The 21,988-nt window shown below is 34.2% G+C and carries 20 protein-coding genes and 2 pseudogenes; 10 read left to right on the top strand and 12 right to left on the bottom strand.

Annotation, left to right across the window (positions count from 1 at the left end; all coding sequences use genetic code 11):
* Positions 1-32: 32 nt before the first annotated feature.
* From nifB to modA, 4 genes are all read right to left on the bottom strand, one after another.
* Complete coding sequence (nifB, locus tag QQZ16_RS07280; RefSeq protein WP_235249566.1) at positions 33-1,409, bottom strand: nitrogenase cofactor biosynthesis protein NifB; 1,377 nt, start codon at positions 1,407-1,409, stop codon at positions 33-35.
* A 354-nt stretch (positions 1,410-1,763) separates the two neighbouring features.
* Positions 1,764-2,399 carry an ATP-binding cassette domain-containing protein gene (locus QQZ16_RS07275; protein ID WP_284561219.1) on the bottom strand — a complete coding sequence of 212 codons (636 nt, stop codon included), beginning with the start codon at positions 2,397-2,399 and terminating at the stop codon, positions 1,764-1,766.
* Positions 2,400-2,480: 81 nt separating this feature from the next.
* Complete coding sequence (gene modB, locus QQZ16_RS07270; protein ID WP_031538368.1) at positions 2,481-3,155, bottom strand: molybdate ABC transporter permease subunit; 675 nt, start codon at positions 3,153-3,155, stop codon at positions 2,481-2,483.
* Between the two features lie 54 nt (positions 3,156-3,209).
* Positions 3,210-4,001, bottom strand: a complete 792-nt coding sequence (modA, locus tag QQZ16_RS07265; RefSeq protein ID WP_284561218.1) for a molybdate ABC transporter substrate-binding protein — start codon at positions 3,999-4,001, stop codon at positions 3,210-3,212.
* Between the two features lie 185 nt (positions 4,002-4,186).
* On the opposite strand from modA, the gene QQZ16_RS07260 reads away from it, so the two are divergent.
* The 4 genes from QQZ16_RS07260 to QQZ16_RS07245 all read left to right on the top strand — a co-directional run bounded on the left by QQZ16_RS07260 (position 4,187) and on the right by QQZ16_RS07245 (position 9,416).
* Entirely contained in the window at positions 4,187-5,134 is a 948-nt protein-coding gene (locus QQZ16_RS07260) for a substrate-binding domain-containing protein (protein WP_284561217.1), read from the top strand.
* A 284-nt stretch (positions 5,135-5,418) separates the two neighbouring features.
* The gene (locus QQZ16_RS07255; protein WP_031538373.1) at positions 5,419-6,432 is read left to right on the top strand and encodes a 2-oxoacid:acceptor oxidoreductase family protein; all 1,014 of its coding nucleotides are present in this window, start codon (positions 5,419-5,421) and stop codon (positions 6,430-6,432) included.
* Complete coding sequence (locus tag QQZ16_RS07250; protein ID WP_031538375.1) at positions 6,433-8,730, top strand: transketolase C-terminal domain-containing protein; 2,298 nt, start codon at positions 6,433-6,435, stop codon at positions 8,728-8,730. It begins immediately after the preceding gene.
* A gap of 359 nt (positions 8,731-9,089) precedes the next feature.
* Positions 9,090-9,416: a hypothetical protein gene (locus tag QQZ16_RS07245; protein WP_031538376.1), complete on the top strand. Its 327-nt coding sequence runs from the start codon at positions 9,090-9,092 to the stop codon at positions 9,414-9,416.
* Positions 9,417-9,465: 49 nt separating this feature from the next.
* Here QQZ16_RS07245 and QQZ16_RS07240 read toward each other — a convergent pair whose 3' ends face one another.
* Together QQZ16_RS07240 and QQZ16_RS07235 are read right to left on the bottom strand one after the other, a co-directional pair.
* Positions 9,466-9,714, bottom strand: a complete 249-nt coding sequence (locus tag QQZ16_RS07240) for a YqkE family protein (RefSeq protein ID WP_031538377.1) — start codon at positions 9,712-9,714, stop codon at positions 9,466-9,468.
* Positions 9,715-9,743: 29 nt separating this feature from the next.
* A complete protein-coding gene (locus QQZ16_RS07235; RefSeq protein ID WP_251628771.1) occupies positions 9,744-10,190 on the bottom strand; it encodes an OsmC family protein in 447 nt (148 codons plus the stop codon).
* Positions 10,191-10,319: 129 nt separating this feature from the next.
* Between QQZ16_RS07235 and QQZ16_RS07230 the strand changes: the two genes are divergently transcribed.
* On the top strand, positions 10,320-10,451 hold the full coding sequence (locus QQZ16_RS07230) for a hypothetical protein (RefSeq protein ID WP_269320386.1): 132 nt from the start codon (positions 10,320-10,322) through the stop codon (positions 10,449-10,451).
* Between the two features lie 261 nt (positions 10,452-10,712).
* A complete protein-coding gene (locus QQZ16_RS07225; RefSeq protein WP_251628773.1) occupies positions 10,713-11,624 on the top strand; it encodes an alpha/beta hydrolase in 912 nt (303 codons plus the stop codon).
* Positions 11,625-11,668: 44 nt separating this feature from the next.
* Here QQZ16_RS07225 and QQZ16_RS23225 read toward each other — a convergent pair.
* The 3 genes and pseudogenes from QQZ16_RS23225 to msrA all read right to left on the bottom strand — a co-directional run.
* Positions 11,669-12,307: pseudogene (locus QQZ16_RS23225) on the bottom strand (methyl-accepting chemotaxis protein); the annotation flags it as partial.
* A 309-nt stretch (positions 12,308-12,616) separates the two neighbouring features.
* Positions 12,617-13,381: pseudogene (locus tag QQZ16_RS23220) on the bottom strand (MCP four helix bundle domain-containing protein); the annotation flags it as partial.
* A 206-nt stretch (positions 13,382-13,587) separates the two neighbouring features.
* Positions 13,588-14,100 carry a peptide-methionine (S)-S-oxide reductase MsrA gene (msrA, locus tag QQZ16_RS07215; protein ID WP_031538385.1) on the bottom strand — a complete coding sequence of 171 codons (513 nt, stop codon included), beginning with the start codon at positions 14,098-14,100 and terminating at the stop codon, positions 13,588-13,590.
* 142 nt (positions 14,101-14,242) lie between these two features.
* On the opposite strand from msrA, the gene QQZ16_RS07210 reads away from it, so the two are divergent.
* Complete coding sequence (locus QQZ16_RS07210) at positions 14,243-14,443, top strand: YqzH family protein (protein WP_031538386.1); 201 nt, start codon at positions 14,243-14,245, stop codon at positions 14,441-14,443.
* A 5-nt stretch (positions 14,444-14,448) separates the two neighbouring features.
* Here the strand turns inward: QQZ16_RS07210 and QQZ16_RS07205 are convergent, their stop codons facing one another.
* Positions 14,449-15,243 carry an SDR family NAD(P)-dependent oxidoreductase gene (locus tag QQZ16_RS07205; RefSeq protein ID WP_031538387.1) on the bottom strand — a complete coding sequence of 265 codons (795 nt, stop codon included), beginning with the start codon at positions 15,241-15,243 and terminating at the stop codon, positions 14,449-14,451.
* Between the two features lie 175 nt (positions 15,244-15,418).
* Entirely contained in the window at positions 15,419-16,528 is a 1,110-nt protein-coding gene (locus QQZ16_RS07200) for a DUF1835 domain-containing protein (protein ID WP_031538388.1), read from the bottom strand.
* Between the two features lie 411 nt (positions 16,529-16,939).
* Between QQZ16_RS07200 and proC the strand changes: the two genes are divergently transcribed.
* Positions 16,940-17,776 (top strand): pyrroline-5-carboxylate reductase, encoded by an 837-nt coding sequence (proC, locus tag QQZ16_RS07195; protein WP_031538390.1) that lies wholly within the window; start codon positions 16,940-16,942, stop codon positions 17,774-17,776.
* Between the two features lie 160 nt (positions 17,777-17,936).
* Here the strand turns inward: proC and rnz are convergent, their stop codons facing one another.
* Positions 17,937-18,851 (bottom strand): ribonuclease Z, encoded by a 915-nt coding sequence (gene rnz, locus QQZ16_RS07190; protein WP_031538391.1) that lies wholly within the window; start codon positions 18,849-18,851, stop codon positions 17,937-17,939.
* A 418-nt stretch (positions 18,852-19,269) separates the two neighbouring features.
* Here rnz and zwf point away from each other — a divergent pair, with 418 nt between their 5' ends.
* Positions 19,270-20,742, top strand: a complete 1,473-nt coding sequence (gene zwf / locus QQZ16_RS07185; protein ID WP_031538393.1) for a glucose-6-phosphate dehydrogenase — start codon at positions 19,270-19,272, stop codon at positions 20,740-20,742.
* A 93-nt stretch (positions 20,743-20,835) separates the two neighbouring features.
* Positions 20,836-21,945 (top strand): metallophosphoesterase, encoded by a 1,110-nt coding sequence (locus QQZ16_RS07180; protein WP_031538395.1) that lies wholly within the window; start codon positions 20,836-20,838, stop codon positions 21,943-21,945.
* Positions 21,946-21,988: the final 43 nt, after the last annotated feature.

The following is a 21,988-nucleotide window of genomic DNA, read 5'->3' as shown; positions in this document are numbered from 1 at the left end:
CCCTCCATTTTAATTAAAACTTCCCAAATGAATTAAACATATTCTACTGACATATGGTTCATATACTTGTAATATTTACTACTCTCATAAAGCAATTCTTCAATGTTTCCAGATTGGATAATGGAAACTATTCCTCTATCCTGCAAATACTTTTGAGGTGCTTTGCCAATGCCAGAACTAATTAACATCTGACAATCTTTTAAAATCTCAGCGGTTTCTGCAAGTATTGGAACCTGTTTTGTATTGCAACCAACTTTTCCAACACAATAAGACTGAACCTTCCTAACACCGACAAACTTAATTTCTTTTTCTTTCACATCAAAAACCAAAAATTCTTTCGCATGCCCAAAATGAAGATTGACTCTTGCATTCCCTCTTGTCGTTACAGCTATTCTAAGACTTGAAGAACCTGATTCTATTTTTCTTTGTTTTAATGCCTCTCGTTCTTGTTTTTTCTTGCTTTTTTCTTTCACTTTCAACTCAAGTTCTTGCTGAATTGTTTCTCTTGCTATTGGGTCATATTGAATCGGAACATTCATAATCTTGTCCTTGGTATATTGTGCACTTCTGTCTTCTCCCAGCAATCCGATTGCATCAGCTCTACATTGACGGCAATGTTTCATCATTTTCAAACTTCCAGAACATTTTTCTTGTATTTCTTGTATTTCTTTAGATGTTGGGTTTCTAACTCCATTTCTTTCAAAAACTGTATCAGGAGTAACAATTAAAGGCATAATATTATGGACAAACGCTCCCCTTTTCTTCACTGCCTTCGAAATTTCCTCCATATGCTGATCGTTTATTCCTGGAATAAATACTGAGTTTACTTTACATAGAATCCCTTTTTCAGTCAGTGCTTCTAGCCCTTTCAACTGATTATTAATTAGAATTTCAGCAGCCTCAATTCCCTTGTATTTTTTACCTTCATAAAAAATATACGAGTATATATGTTGCCCGATCTGTGGATTAACTGCATTAATCGTTATCGTTACATGATCAATATTTAATTCTTGAATCTGATCGATAAATTCTAAAAGTCTTAATCCATTTGTACTTAAGCAAAGTTTTAGTTCTGGTGCCTTTTCTGCCACCCCCCGAAAAGTTGCAAATGTCTTTTCTGGATTAGCCAATGGATCTCCAGGTCCAGCAACGCCAACTACTGATAATTGCGGAATCTCCCCTGCTACTACTAAAACTTTTCTTACTGCTTCTTCTGGCTTTAATACTTCACTAACAACTCCCGGTCTACTTTCGTTTGCACAATCAAATTTACGACTGCAATAATTGCAACGAATATTACATGCAGGTGCCACTGCTACATGCATGCGGGCAAAATGATGATGTGCATCCTCGCTATAGCAGGGATGACGGGCAATGCGATCTTCCACTTCTTGATTAATCGTTTTCACACTCTCTCCTCCCTGAAATAAATTGATACACAAATGCATTTCTTGTTTCTAGTAATTCCCTTTCTCATCCCCCTTCCTTTTAAAATTTCTAAGAGGTTTCCAACATCTCCATATTATTAATGTAAATATATGGAATTCTTTCGCTGATTACCTAAGATATTATTTTCTGTAAATTCAAAATTCAATATAATTGTCAGATTATTTTACAGGTTTTTTCTTGCAATCGATTACAAATTGCGTTTTTATTCATAATTTTGTAACATTCATACAAATATCCAGAAAAAACAGTTCTTAATTCCTAATTTATTAGAAAGAGGGATTTTGCTTTCATGAGCAAAATCCCTCTTTCTAACTTTATTGATTTAAATACTCCATTTCCTGCAATTTTCCATACTTCATATACAAAATGCGATTGCCTAAAATTTTTGCCTCCTCATAATCATGTGTAACCATAATTATCGGGATTTTCCATAGCTGATGAAGTCTTTTCAATTCTTCATAGCAAACATTTTTCGTAAATTGATCCAAACTAGAAAATGGTTCATCAAGCAATAATAATTGTGGCTCTGTTGATAAGGCTCTGGCTAAAGCCACTCGTTGTTTTTCCCCACCTGAAATTTGTCTTGGATACTTTTTCAGCAAATGTTCTATCCCAATTACTTGGACAAGATGATTTACTAACGACTGACTTTTCATAGCATAGGTGATATTTTTTTCAACGGTCATATGGGGAAAAAGGGCAAAATCTTGAAATAAATAACCTAGTTTTCTTTTTTGAATCGGCATTACTCCTCGATTTTTTTCAAAAAAAGTCTGCTCGTTAAATTTTATCAACCCATCATCAGGTACATCTAATCCAGCAATACAATTCAGAACGGTTGTTTTACCAGATCCAGAAGGACCAAAAAGGATTAAAATGTCATCTTTGGATTCAAATTGCAACTGAATCGTGAAATGTTGTAATTGCTTCTTCATGTTTAACATAAGCATTAATATCACCTGTTTTATTTTTGGAATATTTCTACCTAAATTGATTACCTCTTAATCTTTGTAAATGAAAGTCTTTGATTATTAATCTGTTTTATATTTTAATAAATTTCTTTTGCTCCACCAATTCAACCAGATATTCGCAACTAAACCCAATACAATTAAAATTACCACCCAAAAAGATGCTGTAGAAGTATTCCCAGCTTGTACAGCGAAGTAGATTTCAACTGGAATTGTATTTGTTCTACCTGGAATAAAGCCAGCAATCATTAATGTCGCACCAAACTCACCAAGTGATCTAGCAAATGTGAGAACAACCCCTGCTAATAATCCAGGCCAGGCTAGTGGAAACGAAATGGTCCAAAATACTTTAAACTTACTTGCTCCCATGATTATTGCAGCATTTTCAATATTTTTGTCATAATTTTGGAAGGCAGCAGAAGCACTTTGATACATAAGTGGGAAAGCAACAACAATCGCTGCAAGGATTGCTCCGAACAATGTGAATACAATTTGTATATTAGTCGACTCAAATAATAATTTCCCGAATATACCATTTTTTCCAAAAAGGTATAACAGGGCAAACCCAACAACGGTTGGTGGCAAAACTAGTGGTAACAATATAATTGCTTCTAACACACTTTTCCCCAAAAAATCTTCTCTAGCAATTGCTCTTGCACCAAAAGTACCTAAAATAAAAACAATAATTGTGGCAATGGAAGCTACTTTTAACGATAAGAATAAGGGTGTATAATCCATCTTTTTATATTCTCCCTCGAATACTAGAGAACTTTCTCCTTTCGCTTATTAAATTTATTTAATAAATCCGTATTCAGCTAAAATGGTTTGTGCCTGTTCTGAAAGTAGAAACTCGATAAATTTGTTTGCTGTGTCTTGTGTTGTGGAGTCAGTTAATACTGCGGCAGGATAAATAATCGGTGTATGCAAAGAGGAATCTGCTTCTGCTAAAACTTGTACCTTCTCTGAAATAAGTGCGTCAGATGAATACACAAATCCAATATCTGTATTTCCTGATTCAACATAGGTTAATACTTGTGTTACATCACTTCCGTAAACAAATTTATTTTTAAGCTCTTCCCATTTACCCAGATTTTCTAGAATTTCTTTCGTATATGTTCCAGCAGGTACACTATCTGGATCTCCTATAGCAATTTGTCCCATTTCATCCCCTTTTAAATTTTCAAAAGTTAAGAAATCTTTATCACTATCTTTTTCTCCTATCAAAACTATTTTATTGCCTGTAAAATCCTTTCTCGTTTCTTTTACAATTAAATTCTCATCTTCTAGCATATTCATCCATTTTTGATCAGCAGATAAAAAAATATCAACTGGCGCACCTTGTTGTATTTGCTGTGCTAATTGACCAGAACTACCAAAATTGACAGTAATGGTTACTTGGGGGTATTCTTTTTTAAAAGCATCTTGTAATTCTCCCACTGCTTCTTGTAAACTTGCAGCAGCAGCAATCGATAGTTCCACTGCATCTTTCTTCTCCTTTTGAACTGATGCCTCCTTATCGTTGCTACATCCTGGTAACATAAACAAAATAAGAATGGCTAAAAAAATACAAACTTGATTTTTCATCTTGATCCTCCTACTCTATTTTTATCTAACTATAACTAGGTATAATATATAATAGAAGAAACTAGGAAATTAATTCTATTTAGTTATAAATAGTTATAATTAGTTATAACGATTATAGGAATAAATAATACCTTAGTAAATATAAAATACAGAAAATTCTAATAATAAAATCGAGGTGTTCACAAATGAGTCACAAAAAATCTTATACTACGGAGGAAATTGCAGATATTCTCAAAGTTTCAAAGCTAACTGTCTATGACTTGATAAAAAAGGGGAAGTTAGCTGCATATAGAGTTGGCAGACAAATGAGAGTAGATGAAGCCGACTTAGAGAAATTTAAATGGAATGCAAAAGAAAAACAATCCACAACAAATGAATCATCTAGATTGCCTATCCTTTCTCCCAATCACTTTCATGATCCTTTTACCAATATTCGGTCCATCATAATTAGTGGACAAGACCCTTCTTTAGATATACTCTCAAGACATTTGGATAACAGCGTAGACTACTTCCGCCCTCTCCGTTCATACGCAAGCAGTTTAAATGGAATCATTAGCCAGTATAATGGGGAGGTAGATATCGCTAGTGTTCACTTATTTGATGGGGAAACTTCCACTTTCAATCTGCCCTATTTAAAAAAGCTATTAGTAAGTCATTCTTTTATTGTTATTCGTTTTATAAACAGATGGGCTGGATTTTATGTAAAACATGGAAATCCAAAAAAAATTATTAGTTGGCAAGATATACAACGTTCTGACATTAAATTACTGAATCGCGAAATTGGATCAGGTGCTAGAACATTGTTAGATGAACATTTAAGAATGAATAATATTACAATCCAATCTATTCATGGCTATGAAGAAGTTGCTACAAGTCATTTTAGCGTAGCAGTCGGAATTGCACAGAATAAGGCTGATTTTGGAATTGGAATGGAAAAAATCAATTATCCATCTGGAATTGATTTTTTACCACTTGTAAAAGAAAACTACGATTTGGTGATTTTAAGGTCATCAGCAAACGAGCAGCTTATTCAATTAGTAGTTGAATTACTTAAAACAAAGGAGCTAAAAAGTGAACTTTCAGCTGGTGGGTATGATATTTCTGAAACGGGAAAGATTATTTATTCTCAATAAATGAATTAAACGAGCCTTCCTTATTTTCTTAGAGCGTTAAGTTTGTTTTTGGTACTTTTCTGTATAAATAGATTTGTAGAATTATAGACAGAAAGAGAATATTTTTATAAATAAGTGCTACTTTCATTGAAAACCGTCTAAAAAGTTACGAAAATTGACACAGTTATATTTTTGAATTTCCCTTAAAATAGATATATTGATTGTTTATACTAAAAATTCTAAATTTTCATACTACTAAAGGAATAGACAATCTGTTGATTTAACTTCTAAAGAGGGGGAGTAAAATGTCTATATTACCAACAAAAAATGAACTAGGTTTCTATGAAATTCGGTTAGAATCCATCGGAGGTCTTGGTGCAAACTTAGCTGGAAAAATGTTAGCAGAAGCTGGTGTTCTAGGCTTAGGATTAAACGGATCTAACTTTTCTTCCTATGGTTCTGAAAAAAAAGGATCTCCTGTAAAGAGTTTCATTCGTTTCTGTGATGTCACCACAGATATCCGCGCCCACAGTCCTATTGAAGAGCCACATGTTATTGGGGTGTTTCATGAAGCCTTATATAAAACCGTAAATGTATCAAGTGGCCTAAAGTCAGATGGAATTATTTTAGTTAATTCTGCCAGAGATTTTGACGAAGTAAAAAGAGATTTAAACCTTCAGCACGGAACATTAGCTATCGTTGATGCACTTAAAATTGCGGTTAAAGAAAAGACAAGAGTGAACACTGCAATGCTTGGTGCTCTATTTCGCATATGTGATTTTCTAGACCCAGAAGCTATTAGGAATGTTATTAAAAGGACATTCGAGAAAAAATATCCTCACTTAGTAGAAGCAAATATTAGAACATTTGACCGAGGTTATGAAGAAGTTGTATTTAAAAAATATGAAACACCTCAAGATACTCATCAAAATGCTTTCTCACGCCCTCTCTCATCATTAGGATTTGCGACCCAAACTATCGGCGGTGTCCTAACGACACAAGGAAATAGTATGGAAAAGGATTTAGGCGGCTCTCGCCAAGGTTATATTCCAAAATTCGACAAAGAAAGTTGTATTAATTGTGCTTCTTGTGATACTGTTTGTCCAGACCTCTGCTTTGTATGGGACAAAAGAGTAAATAAGCGTGGGAAGCAAATAATGACGTTACAAGGAATAGATTATCAATATTGTAAGGGGTGCCTAAAATGTATTGAAGCGTGTCCAACAAGTGCACTGAGTACAGTCCAAGAGAAACAAGGATTCACGCATGATAACAAAGTATCCCAAAATTTTCCTTATATTTCAGGAGGGATTTCCTAAATGTCTATATTAGAAAATGATCTGTTAATCAAAAATAGACCAGTTCAAATAACCACATTTGAATCTGGAAATGAAATGGCTGCTATGGCTGCCGCGCAAATAAATTATCATATAATGGGCTATTTCCCTATAACCCCTTCTACAGAGGTTGCACAATATTTAGATCAAATGAAAACAAGGGGCGAACACGACATTCAATTAATTCCAGCTGATGGAGAACATGGATCTGCAGGAATATGTTACGGAGCAGCTGCAACAGGTGCCCGCGTAATTAATGCAACAAGTGCCAATGGCTTTATGTATATGCTTGAACAACTTCCTGTCCAATCTGGCACAAGATTTCCGATGGTATTAAATCTTGTTACCCGTGCGATAAGCGGTCCTCTCGATATTAGAGGCGATCATTCAGATTTATATTTTGCTCTAAATACAGGTTGGGTCATTTTAACAGCAAGAACGCCTCAAGCTGTTTATGATATGAATATTTTGGCCTTGAAAATTGCCGAGCATTCAAAAGTTCGATTACCTGTAATTGTAGCTTATGATGGCTTTTTTACCTCTCATCAAAAAAGAAAAGTCCATTATTTTCAAGATAAAGAAGTTGTTCAACGTTTTGTTGGTCCTTGCCCAACAGAATATCCAGCTATTCGAAATCCAAAGCAGCCAGTTACCATTGGCGCACACATGAATGGTGATGATTTATTAAACAACCACTTCCAACAATCGGAAGCAATCTACCGAGCAAAAGATGTTTTTATAGAGATTTCAAAGGAATTCGAAAAAATTGCCGGGAGACACTATCCCCTGTTAGACCTATATAGAATGGATGATGCAGATGTTGCATTGTTCCTACTGAATTCTGCCGCTGAAACAGCTAAAGATGTGGTAGATCAATTACGTGAAAAAGGGATAAAAGCTGGGGTAATTAGTCCAAATCTAATTCGTCCTTTTCCTGCAGAAGAAATTAGAAAAGCTTTAAGAAATGTAAAGGCACTGTTAGTTGGGGAACGTGCTGATTCTTACGGTGGACATGGTCCAAATATTACACATGAAGTAAAATCCGCTTTGCAGGAAGATAAATCTAATAAAACCATTGTATTAAGTCGTGTTTTTGGATTAGGCGGAAAAGATTTTTATGCAGATGATGCAGAAAATTTATTTTATTTCGCCATTGAAGTGATGAATCAATCGAAAACTGTTAAAACGTTTGATTATTATGGACATTATCCAGGGGAGGTAGATAAAAAATTACAACCATTGATGGAACCACAATTTGGAGAAGACGACTTTAATACTGGATTAATTGAAGTTAACCAAGATGAAGAAACACAAACTATAAAAGTTAAAGTTCCTCCCCTTCGTACCCTTACTGCAAAACCAAAACGTTTTGCTCCAGGTCATGGGGCTTGTCCTGGCTGTGGAATTTTATCTGGTCTTGAACTCTTTTTTAAAGGCATTGAAGGAGATATTGTTGTATTATTCCAAACTGGCTGTGCTTATGTAGTGACAACAGCTTACCCCCATACTTCTCATAAGCAAACAATGATGCATAACTTATTTCAAAACGGACCTGCTACATTATCCGGGACATTAGAAGCCTTTTTGGAATTACAAAAAAGAGGAGAAATAGAGATTGCTGATAATACAACTTTTGTGATGGTCACTGGTGATGGCGGAATGGATATTGGCATGGGGTCAGCCATTGGAACAGCTTTAAGAAATCATCATTTAATTATGTTAGAATACGACAATGAAGGGTATATGAATACTGGTTCACAAATGTCTTATTCTACTCCAATTGGTCATATGACTAGTACAAGTAATATAGGACGTACTCAAAAAGGTAAAGGATTTCATCATAAAGATACCGCGCAAATTATGGCTGCTACAAATATTCCATATGTATTTACAGGTGCTGAAGCCTTTCCATTGGATTTAATAAAAAAAGGAGCAAAAGCACAATGGTATGCGCAAAATGTTGGTACTGTCTATGGGAAGATTCTTGTTAATTGTCCATTAAATTGGAAAACAGATGACAAATTCGGATCTAAAATAGTGGAAGCAGCCGTCCAATCATGCTTCTTTCCACTATATGAAGTGGAAAATGGTATAACAACCATTACTTATAACCCAGAAGAAAAAAATAAAAAAATTCCTTTAACAGAGTGGTTGAAATATATGGGGAAAACCAAGCATTTACTAAAAGATGAAAATACAGAAATGCTAAAAGATTTTGACCAAGAAGTAGAAAAAAGATGGACAAAATTAAAAATGAAGCATGAACATCCGTTACTTTAAATAAATAAGACTTGTAAATAAATAAGAGAAACATTAATGAGGAGATTCAATCCCTTTAATGTTTCTTTTTTTTGTGATTAATTATCCACTATTCGATCATTATTTTTATAGTTTTAACAATGGAATTCTTTCCTAATCACTTTATGTTCCTCCCATTTATACTACTATTACTTTATTCGAGACCAAATATTTCTGACTCTGGCAGCTGCGTTTTTGTTAATTCCTCTATTACTTTTTTAAAAGCATTATCTTTTTTCTAGAAGTTCTACTGAAGAAGAGTGATTAAGCAATAATTATTATTTATATTCATGATAATATATATACAAGACAATCGATAACATTGGAAAAGGAGAGAGAGTATGTATGTAAAAGTATATGAATTCCATATACAAGAGGAGAAAATGGATGAATATTTTCGTATTCAAGAAAAAGCATGTAAAATTTATAAAAACTATCTGGACACAGAAACAACCTACTTACAAAGTCACGATGATCCAACAAAATGGATGGAGATGACAACCTATTCTAGTGAGGAAGACTATCATAAGAACATTGCTATTATCAATGATAATGTGGAGATTCAGGCATTATTTAGGGAATTTCAGGCATTACTTTTACCAGAAAATAAACTTATAAAAGAAACAGATTTCACCAAGGTCATGGGATATGAAAAAAATAGCTTTTAAGATATAAGGAAAGGATACCATTAGCTAAAGCAAGGTATCCTTTTAATTCCTATTTAAAATCTTTCCAGTTCATGGAGTTTTCATTTAACAATTCTTCAAAGCTTTTATTTTTCTCTCTTTGTCTTCGTTCTTCCCGTTTTCTTTCTTCTTCTGCTTTTAGCTTAGCCTCTTCTTGTTCTTTAAGCTCTTGTTTTTTATTTTTGAGTTGAGTTGCTAATTGATCATTCAGAAGATCACCTAATGTAACAGGCTTATCTTGTTGTTTTTCTTTTTGGATATTTTTCCGCTTTTTTGCCATACGTTTATCCTCCAACTATCTGTTCATTACTATGCAAGCTCAATGGTTTCATCTAGCTCGACTTCTACATTCCCTTTAATTGCTCTTGTAATCATGCAGCTTTCTTCCGCTTTATGGGCAAGTTTTGCTGCAAGCTTTATGTCTTTTTCAGTAGCCTCTTTTTTTAGTATTATCTTCGGGCGATGAATAATTTTTTGATATGTGAATACACCGTTTGTCACATCCACCACTGCCTCTGATTCTAATGTTAAGCTTTCCTTTTCAAGTCGACTTCTTTCCATCATTGCTGCAAGTGTAATAATAAAGCAAGTTGCTGCAGCACCAAGTAGCATTTCATCTGGATTTGTACCGACACCAGGACCATCCATTTCTTTAGGAATCGATATTTTTGTTTTTAAATTTCCACTTTCAATTGTACCGACATCATTACGATAGCCTGGCCAATCTGCATTTAAATAAAAATGATGTTCTGCCATAATTCAACCCTTCTTTTTTACTATGCTGTATGTATAATAACATATTTTTTTACTCAAGTTATATTAGAGAATTGGATACAGCACAAATAGTCTTGCTAGTATCACTATATTCATTTAGGAGGGATAGTAATGGGTCAAAAACGAGAAAAAGGGTATAGCCAAGCTGGGAAACCAAATGCAGATACTGTCAAACAAACAATCGCAGCAGAAGATTTGGAAAAAGCCATTCATCCGACAAATAGACAAAACTCCAAACAGTAGCTACTTATCTTACACCTTCTACTATTCCTAAAGAGGGTGTAGGATTTTCTTTATTTCTTACCTCCTATATATAAACTTCCGCCCTTTTAGTTCCATCATGTAACCATTTGATCATTTCTGCATAAGATTTTTTATCATAGGCGCCCCTATTCTTTGTCTATTTTTTTAAATTGAAGCGACTGTCTATTTTGTTTCTCTTGGAAGAAGTGATACACTCAAATTAGTTTCTGCTAAATTTCTGTACTAACTGGAGGAATCGGTTTGAGAAAGCTGTTTCGTTATCTATTTTCTGTCTTATTGTTTATTACATCCATTGGAGTATATTGTTCTAATCGATTAATGTATATGAAGAAAAAGGATGATGCTTTTATTTTAAAAAGAGAGAAAGAAGCTGGCAGATATGATCCAGTTACTTTTGAAAATTTAACTAAACAAGAAATTACAATTCCTTCTCCTTATGGCTATGAGTTAAAAGCTATTCTAGTGGAACCTTATGATACGAAGAAATATATCATCATCTCACATGGAGTAACGGAAAATAAAACGAGTTCGATTAAATACATGAACTTATTTTTAGAAAGAGGTTTTAATGGAATCATCTATGACCATCGTAGACACGGAGAATCTGGCGGAAAAAATACAAGCTTCGGTTATTATGAAAAATTTGATTTAAAACAAATTGTAGACTGGGTAAAAAGAGAAAAAGGAAAAGATATTATTTTAGGCATCCATGGGGAATCGATGGGTGCTGCAACGATGATTCTTTATGCTGGAGGAATTGAGGATGGCGCTGACTTTTATATAGCAGATTGTCCATTTTCGGATTTTACCGAACAGCTAAATTATCTAATTAAACAGGAGATAAAACTGCCTGGGAAAGTCTTCATCCCCATTGCTAATTTATTTCTGCGAGCAAGGGCTCGATATTCCATAAAGGATATCTCTCCTATTTCCGTTATTGATAAGATTAAAAGCCCAATGTTATTTATCCATAGTCAAAAAGATGATTTTATTCTGCCAGAAATGACTCAAAAACTTTTTGATAAAAAACAGGGTCCCAAAAAATTATTTTTCGCAGTAAATGGATTTCATGCTCAAAGCTATAATGAGAACAAAGAAGCCTATGAGAAAGCGATTGATGACTTTTTAACGGAATATGTAAAAAGTGATTAAAGAAAAGGAGATATGCTTTTCTTTAGCATGTCTCCTCTTTCTTATTATATCTTAAATTGTTTTATCTTATCCTGTAGATCGGTTGCGAGTTGTGCTAATGAAGTCGAAGATGCTGCTATTTCCTGCATCGATGCTACTTGTTCTTCAGTAGCTGAAGAAACGTTTTCTGTACTAGCTGCTGCTTCACTCGCCATACTATTAACTTCTAGAATAGAATAATTGATTGTATTTGTATGCTCTTTCAAATGGTCAAGTGATTCACTTACTTCTTCTACAAGTGTGACTAGTTCATTAATGGATTTCTCAATTTTCATGAAAGAATCTCCTGCATCTCGAACGATACCGATGCCTGCATCCACTTCATTTGCAGCAGTTGTCATCGATAAAGAAGTATTCTTAGAATCAGTTTGAATCTGACTAATAAGGCTGGTAATTTGCTCTGCAGAACCTGCAGTTTGTTCTGCTAATTTCCTTACTTCATCTGCAACAACTGCAAAACCTTTTCCTTGTTCGCCAGCTCTTGCTGCCTCGATTGCTGCATTTAATGCTAGTAAATTTGTTTGGGAAGAAATATCCGATATTACCATTGTAATATCGGATATTTGATTTATTCTAGATTCTAATGTAGCTATTGATTCGGCAAGCGTCACCATATTATTATTAATGGATTTCATTTGTGTCGTTACTTCTGAAATACGTTTCGCACCCTCAAGCGATACTTCTGCTGTTTGCTCTGCTGTTTCTGCCACTTTTTTTGCACGTACTGTTATAAGTCCAGTCGTTTCATTTACATTACGAATATCGGCTGAGCTTGATTCCATCAATCTCATTTGTGTTTCAGAACCTTCGGCAAGCTCCTGAATCGTTTCAGAAATATGTTCACTTGCTTTGCTACTTTCTTCTGAACTAGAACTCAATTGTTCAGAAGATGAAGCAAGATGATGGGATGTTTCCGATAACATTTCAATAAGGCCCTTCATTCCTTCAGCCATCCTATTATAACTATCAGATAGAGAACCTATTTCATCTTTCCCTTTATAACTCGACCTTTCTGAGAAATCTCCTTGTCCTCCTCTTTCCATTAAAGTTTTTAGACGTTTAATTGGGTTGACAATCATAGCAGAAATATAGAGACCAAATAATACAGCAAGTACTACAGCTATAATTATAACTCCCCAAGATATATAGATCATTGTCGTATAATACTTGTTATTTTCATTGGATATCTGTTCTGCTTTTTCCTCATTTGCTTTTTGAAGTTCATCCAATTGTTCATTGATAAAATTTGTTTTAGTTCGTAAATTTTTAGTATATAAACTATACGCTGAATCATTAAAATTATTGATTGATAAAGAAATAACCTGATCTTGTAGTTGATCAAAGCCAGCAGAAACATCTTTAAATATCTTATATGCCTTTGCCTCTTCCTCTGACAGTTTTATCGAATCAAGTTTTTTAATATACTTGTCGGACTCCTCCGTATTCTTTTTTATTGCTTCTAACAATTCCTGATTTTTCTTCTCATCTTCTGTAATCATTAACTCGATAATGTAGCTATCGCTTGTATATCGATATTTTTGTATTTTTGTAATATATGTATTAGGTAATAGTTTTTCTTCATACATCTTTTGAGTGTTTTTGGACATTTCCTTCATGCCATATATCCCAAATAGTCCGATTAAGATTAATGCTATTGCACTAAACATAATGATAATCATTATTTTTTTTGAAATATTAATATTTTGTAAAAATCTCATTGAAGCTACCTCATTTCACTAATTTAATCCCTTTATCATATCGACATACATCGACAATACTTTAGCCTAAAAAAACAAAAAAATTTCGAATAACGAAACTTTCAGGAAAAAATATAGTAAAAAAACTTAAATAGATACAAAAAAGCAAATTTTGCTACATTCTATCATTAAAGATAGCTTGCTTAGCAAAATTCGCTTTTATCTTTTTACCAATGCTCTTTAATAAACACATCTCTTCCAGACTTTTCTCTATCTTCTTTATAATGCGTCTTATTTTTCTTATGATAATCCTGATGATAGGCTTCAGCTGGATAGAATGTCGCAGCTGGTTCTATTAATGTAACAATTGGCTTCTTAAATTTTCCACTTTCGGCCATTGCTTGTTTCGATTTCTCAGCAAGTTCTTTTTGTTTATCATTATGATAAAAAATGGCTGTTCGATATTGAGGTCCACGATCATGAAATTGCCCATCTGGATCTGTCGGATCAATTTGTTGCCAATACAATTCTAATAACTGCTCATATGGAAACAAGTCTGGATCAAATGTAATTTCCACGACTTCAAAATGACCAGTTGTTCCTGTTTTAACTTGTTCATATGTTGGATTTTCCACATGTCCCCCACTATAGCCAGAAACAATTCCTCCAATCCCTGGCTGTTCTTCAAATGGAGATACCATACACCAGAAACATCCACCTGCAAACATTGCTTTTTCCATAATTCCCATCTCCCTAGCTGCTACAATTAATTTTTCAACATATTATTTTAAGAAAATTATCTATAACTCTCCTATTCGATTAAAATTAGTATATAATACTTTGGAGAAAGATACTATTTTATTGTATTAAGGAACATTATCAATGAATAAATTACTTCTTCAAAAAATGATTCAAAAAGCACTTAAGCAGTATCAAGTCGAAAGCAACATGCTTTCTTCCAATGATATAAATGAATTGTCTACCAAAATAATCAATCTAAAAAAACGACATCCTACATATAAGCTTTATGATATTGTTCAAGATGTTGTTTATGGTTATGTTACAGATTCACCTTATTTTTAGTGTGTTTATTTTTTATTCAAGATACCACCCACTAACTTATCAGCAATCCCTGGAAATAAATTATATAACACACTTCCCCAGTTCATCCAAACAGGAAGATTCAATTCACGTTTTGGGTGAATGATTAATTTTGTTACTTTATCTGCTACTTTTTCGGACGATAGCATATACTTTTGAACATTTTTGACATAGTTTCCAGATTTGTCTGCAGTAGTAAAAAAGGCCGTTTCGATTGGTCCTGGATTTACAGCAGAAATTTTGATATGGAATGGAGAAACTTCCATTCTTAAACTATTTGTAAAACCTAAAACAGCGTGCTTTGTCGCAGCATAGGCACTCGATTTAGGTGTGGCTAATTTACCTGCCTGTGATGCGACATTGATGATATGCCCACTGTTTTTTTCTAACATAGAAGGCAAAACTTCTTTTGTACAAGCTATAACCCCCATCACATTCACTTGAAACATATGATCAATATCCGTCATAGTGGCTTCATGCACCATATCAAATATGCCAAAACCTGCGTTATTCAGCAAGACATGGATAAAATCGACCTCTTGATATATTTTCGCAAATACTTCTTTTACTTGGTTCGTATTGCTAACATCTAAAGAAAAATAAATAGCTTTAACGGGAAATTGATTATTTATTTTCTCGCAAATAGAAGCAAGCTTATCTTCTGATCGAGCAAGAAGAATGGGACGAGCTCCCAAGCTAGCTACTTTTAAAGCAATTTTCGCTCCTATGCCAGATGAAGCACCTGTAATGACAATGTTCTTTCCATTTAATTCCTTCATCATTCACCTCAAAAAAGCGCAAACATATAGAAAAAATGCTGCGCACTATTTTTATTAATAGCAAATACTATGTTAAAATATTATAATCTATATTTAGTCTCTTGGTCTTCACGTTCTTGATAAGAGAAATTTTCATAACTATTTTTGCATAGAAGATAAAAAATAACAACCTAGCTCTTTACGCTTCTTTTTTCAAACAAACAAAATAGCGTCTCATATTCTTAGGGATACCTTTCATCTCAAACACGCCTGCATATACAAGGTGGCGAATCCGATATTCAAGAAAGTCAGGATCGATGTAAAGATTCTCTTCCTCTATCGTTTTCCAAATAAGCTGACTAGCCATTATGTATTCTATTCTTTCCTTCGCATTCATTCTTTTCCATACTTTCAAAATTGTTTGATCATAATAACCCAGATTTACCGGTATAATCTCTTGATTTTCCCATATTCGTAAAAGCTCATCAGCGTTTGTTATTGATAGCCACTCCATTCCAAATCTTTGTTTTTGATTTGTTGTAATAACATAACTGCTATCAATATGTTCAAATATAGATTGTAATATCCCGCTTTTTATTTCTGCAGTATTTGCCACTAACTTTTCAGTTGGTGCTATTTTTTCAAGGGCTTCCGATGTGTTGATAATGGAAATGGAATTAGGTTTTTTTTCCAACATAAAGATAAAAAATCTTAATGCTAACTGTTCTTCGATATTATTCCCACACCAGATATAGACGGGTCTTTCGTCATTGATTTCATCTAAACTATTTATTTTATTAGCTAGTGCAATCATGTATGGATTTTTGTCCTCAAATTCCCGATTTATGTTTTCGAAAATCCATTCAGACCGTTCTCTTTGGCCATAATGCTCATCAAGTTGACGAATTGGACCATACATAAAGGCTGCATCTAAGCCGATTACTTCGATATTCTCATTAAGGTCCATAGTTAATCTACTTGCAATATGTTGTGAGGCAACTAAATGAATCGCTTTCTTCTCTTTCACTGTCTCTCTCTTCTTTTGTTTTTTGATTACTTTATTAATAGGTGTAACTAATTCTTTTAAACTCTCTTCATCTAAAAATAATCCAGTACCTACAACTGCTTCGCTACTTTCATGTTCAAAATCTTGAAACGCTTGTTTATTTTTAATTTCATATAGAGCAGAATGGTTTGTGGTCTTTAAGTCATGTAAAGTAATATATGTATGTGACTCGATTTTGTAACTATAAATGAGATGATCATCTATCAAAAAATATACATAAGAACCGTTTGTTCTACTCTTCATTAGCAATCTCCTTATTTAAATTTACTTAGTTAAATTATACATTTTTGTAGCTAATTTTCCTACTACACAAATTTTCTATTGACAGACAAGCCCTCCATCTTGCATAATCAAATAAATTTATAAAATGAATGCGATGATTAAGAATAGTAGATGGTAATGGCTTGCAAGAGAGTGAAGTTCCTAAGGCTGAAAAACTACATCAATGTCCATTTCGTTACACCTACTTAGGAGTAGTTGGGCAAACCCAAACGTAATCCGTCGATACCGGTGAAGAGTTGTATAAACATGCCATTTGCTGTTTATATGGAAACTAAGGTGGTACCACGGAAAAAACCTTTCGTCCTTTCTTTTGGATGAGAGGTTTTTCTTGTTTCATAGTAACTGTAATTATTATAAAAAGGAGGAAAGAAAATGAACAATCTTGCTATCATTGGAGCTGGTTCCATGAGCGAAGCATTAATTTCCGGAATAGTTTCAAGCAAAATAATCGAACCAACCGCTATAACTGTCACAAATCGTGGGAATGTCAAAAGACTTACTGAATTACAGGAGCGTTATGGCATTCATTACTCCTTCAACTTAGAAAAAATCATTCCAGAAGCAGATGTCATCATTCTCGCAATGAAACCGAAAGATGTAAAGGAGGCAATTGCTCAATGGAAGGATTATCTCTCGGAAAAAACCCTTCTAATTTCTGTTCTCGCTGGTGTTAGTATGGACAGCCTACAACGATTAATCGGCACAGAAGTTCCAATTGCCCGAGCGATGCCAAACACATCGGCAACAGTTGGCAAATCTGCTACTGGAATTTCCTTCAACCCCTTTGTAGTAGACGAGCAAAAACAATTCGTCCATGAGATGTTTGAGACTGTTGGCTTCGTTACATTTGTGGAGGAAGAACAATTAGATGCAATAACTGGGCTCTCAGGAAGCGGTCCCGCATATATCTATTACTTAGTAGAAGCAATGGAGAAAGGTGGTCTTACAATCGGGCTAGATCGTGATGTAGCTAATGCATTAATTGTACAAACTTTACTTGGTGCTGCTGAAATGATCGCAAAATCATCTAAAACGCCTCTAGAGCTCCGTAAAAATGTGACAAGTCCTGGAGGAACAACGGAAGCAGGAATAAGAATACTAGAGGAATTTGATGTGCAAAAAGCTTTTATTACATGTATTCAAGAAGCAACTGTCCAATCGAAACGAATGGGAAAAGCACTTACGGACGATTTGAAGCTTCCTAAATAAAGGAAAGTAATCATTTCCCACCTATTTTTGTGCATTTCATATGCTTAAATCTTATTACTGGTGTTTAAGACACAGTGGGATAAATAGTGACTATCACTCTAATGTATTCATACAATACCAAAGGCTGTTGGCTTCAATGTGACAACAGCCTTTTTTCCTTCTAAATATCAAACTCTGAAAAATCTTCTGCAATATATGTATTAGGAAATATGCCTCTTGCTTCTCTCAATAGCTGTATAGTTAACGATTGGTCATATCTTGCACTAATATGGGTTAATAGCAGACAATCAACATTAGCCCTTTTCGCTGTTTCGGCAGCTTGTACAGTTGTGGAATGATAATATTCGGTGGCAATAGAAGCTTCTTTTTCAGAAAATGTTGCTTCATGAACCAATATTTTTGCTTCTTTAGCTAATACTTCTGCAGCATTACACGTTCTTGTATCCCCTAAAATAGTAATAATTCTTCCTTTAATATTCGGCCCAAGAAAAGTTTGACTGCTTATGACTGTACCATCATCAAGCTTGAGGTCTTCTCCATCTTTAATTTTTTTATAAATAGGTCCTGGTTTTATCCCATATTCCAATAATTTGACGGTATCTAACTTTCCTGGGCGATCCTTTTCGATTACACGATAGCCAAAGCTTGTTACACCATGCTCTAATATTTTTGCTTCTACCATAAAATCATCGTCTTCAAAGATTACGCCTTCTTCTATCTCCACGACTCGTAGCTCATATTTTAAGTATGTCTGACTAACAGCAAGACTTATTTGTATATAGTCCCTAATTCCTTTTGGTCCATATACTGTCAATGGTGTTTCTCCGCCTTGAAAAGATCTACTCGAAAGAAAGCCTGGCAATCCATAGATGTGATCTCCATGTAAATGGGTAATAAACACCTTCTCCACTCTTCTTGGTTTTATACTAGTATGTAAAATTTGATGCTGTGTTGCTTCTCCACAATCAAATAGCCAAATACTACCCTTTTCTTCTAAAAGCTTTAAAGCAATTGCTGAAACATTTCTCGATTTAGCCGGAATCCCTGCACCAGTTCCTAAAAATTGCAATTTCATGTTTACTCGATAATCCCCTTTCATTTTTCTTCGTTGTACCTAATCCTGCTGTATAAATAAAACCGTATCATTAAATACTAAATCAGAATAGTTGCCTTAAGTATACTTTACAGCTGATGGAATATCCAAATTCCTAAATCTTTTAACTAGTAACTTTTGCTAATCTATTGTAATATCATGTTGGATGAATGAAAAATTTCTGCTGAAAATACAAATAGTAAAAATATTTGCAAAAATTACAAACAAATGTGTTGCCTTATCCTTCAGAAAAAGATAAAATTTTATAACTGTATAGGTACATGTCTTATTTTAAGAAAAATGTACTTTTGTAAAGCAGCAATTTAAAAATTTTCATACATATATAAATGAAATGAGGTACAAGAAAGTGAATGAAAAACAAACATCAAATGCACTTATTATGATCTTCGGAGCTACAGGAGATTTAGCCAATAGAAAGCTTTTTCCATCTCTTTATCGATTGTATAAAAAAGGTAAATTAGCAAATTTCGCCGTGGTAGGTGTAGGAAGAAGAACGTTAACACAAGAACAGTTCAAACAAAATGTTGTTAACTCTGTGTCTGAAGCCATTGCGGGTTCTAAAAATGATGACTTAGAGACATTCGCTTCTTATTTCTGCTATCATTCTCATGATGTTACAGATTCAAGCTCTTATGCGGAGCTAAAAAACATCGCAGATGAATTAGATGTCAAATATAGCTTAAACGGCAATCGTGTATTTTATTTAGCAATGGCACCAGAATTCTTCGGACCAATTGCGATTCATTTAAATCAGGATGGATTAACGGATGTAAAAGGATATAAACGTTTAATCATTGAAAAACCATTTGGACATGACTTAGAATCCGCTAAAGAACTGAATGAGCAAATCCGTACTGCTTTTTCTGAAGATGAAGTATATCGAATTGACCATTACTTAGGAAAAGCAATGGTTCAAAATATTGAAACGATTCGTTTTTCTAATGCGATTTTTGAAAACCTGTGGAACAACCGTTATATCAGCAATATTCAAGTAACCTCAAGTGAAGTACTTGGAGTGGAAGAACGTGGTAGATATTATGAAACAAGTGGCGCACTTCGTGATATGGTTCAAAACCATATGCTACAGATGGTTGCCCTTCTTGCAATGGAACCGCCAATTAAACTTACTCCAGATGAAATTCGCTCAGAGAAAGTAAAAGTTTTCCGTGCAATGCGTCCAATTGAAGTAGAGGAAATGGACAAATACTTTGTAAGAGGACAATACGGCAAAGGATTAGTAGAAGATTTAGAAGTACCAAGCTACCGTGAAGAACAAATGGTTGATCCTAATTCCAATACTGAAACTTTTGTAGCTGGTAAAGTAATGATCGATAACTTCCGTTGGGCTGGCGTTCCATTCTATATCCGTACAGGAAAAAGATTAGAAAGCAAATCAACAAAGATTGTTGTTCAATTTAAAGATATCCCAATGAATCTATATAATCGACCTGATCAAGAGATCACACCAAACCTTCTTGTCATTCATATTCAACCAGAAGAAGGAATCACTTTGCATTTAAATGCTAAAAAAGCAGGACAAAACATGGAAGCAACACCTATTAAACTGAGCTATGCAAATACAGGAATTGCAGGAATAAATACACCAGAAGCCTATGAGAAACTAATTGATGACAGCCTTCACGGTGATGCTACAAACTTTACCCATTGGGATGAAGTTGCGTTATCTTGGAGCTACGTAGATAAAATTTCACAAGCGTGGGAACAAACTCCTTCTACTCAATTCCCAAATTATGCATCAGGGACAATGGGACCAAAAGAGGCAGATGAGTTATTAGAAAAAGATGGCTTCTTCTGGTGGCCGGTCAATCAATTTGAAGTAGATGTTTGCTAAGTAAAACTTTTTCTAGAAACTTTTAAAAAACGTGAATCCTCATTTGAATTCACGTTTTTTTGCTTATCAAAAATGGAATAATAGGAGCTCCTGATGAAAAAAATAAAATTTGCCTTTACTATTTTGCTAGTATTTCTCATATATAATTTACTTGTTTATTACATTGGCTGGAATGGTTATGTATGGCTTAAATCCTTTCAACTGACACCCTACCCAGCTTTCTATATTGGAGCTATTATCCTTTTTTCCTATGCGTATTTTATTAGTCACTTCCTTAAATCAATTACGATCTTTAAAATAATTGGTGCCTATTGGCTAGCTATTTTTGAATATGGACTAATCCTTTTTCCCCTAGCCAATATTAGCTGGTTTATCTTAAAGATGTTGATGGATCCGATGGATGCGACCATAATCATAGGTACTATCACTGCATCCTTACTCTTATTTTTACTTGTTTTTGGAACATATAATGCTTATTCGCCAATTATTAGAACATATAAACTTACTGTAGAAAAAAAACAAGCAAAAAGAGACACTCTACGCATCGCTATGGCTTCTGATATGCACTTTGGCACTTTATCTGGGAAAAGTCATTTAAATCGGCTAGTAACGCAAATAAACAGCCTACAGCCTGATTTAATATTATTACCTGGCGATATCATTGATGACGACCCAATTCCTTTTATGAAAAAGAAGATGGGAGAGCAATTGAAACAATTACATGCTCCATTAGGTATTTATGGTGTATTAGGCAATCACGAGTATTATGGAAAAATGATACCTACGTTTATTAAAGAAATGAACCGCATTGGCATTCACATCTTAATGGATGAAAAAATCACAATCGACGAAACTATTCGTCTAATTGGTAGAAAAGATAAAACAGATAAAGATAGGCTTTCCATTCCTGCACTATTAGAAAATGAGAGCAACCGCCTTCCAATCATCATGATGGATCACCAGCCAGATGAGCTTGAAGCTGCCATGAATGATGGAATTGACGTCATTTTATCAGGACATACACACAGAGGACAAATGGCACCAAATCATCTTATAACTAGAAGAGTATTTGAATTAGATTGGGGATACAAACAAAAGAAGCAACTTCATGCCATTGTTTCCTCCGGCTTTGGATTCTGGGGACCACCAATTAGAATTGGCAGTAGATCAGAGATCGTTTCTATTGAAATTAAATTTACTTAAAACGAGTTAACTATTATTATTTTGAAAAAATAAACACTCTTGT

The sequence above is a fragment of the Bacillus sp. T2.9-1 genome (assembly GCF_950097965.1).
Taxonomy (GTDB): Bacteria; Bacillota; Bacilli; order Bacillales; family Cytobacillaceae; genus Niallia; species Niallia hominis.
Note: the sequence above shows the minus strand (reverse complement) of the source record. Positions and strands in the feature narration are given on the sequence as shown.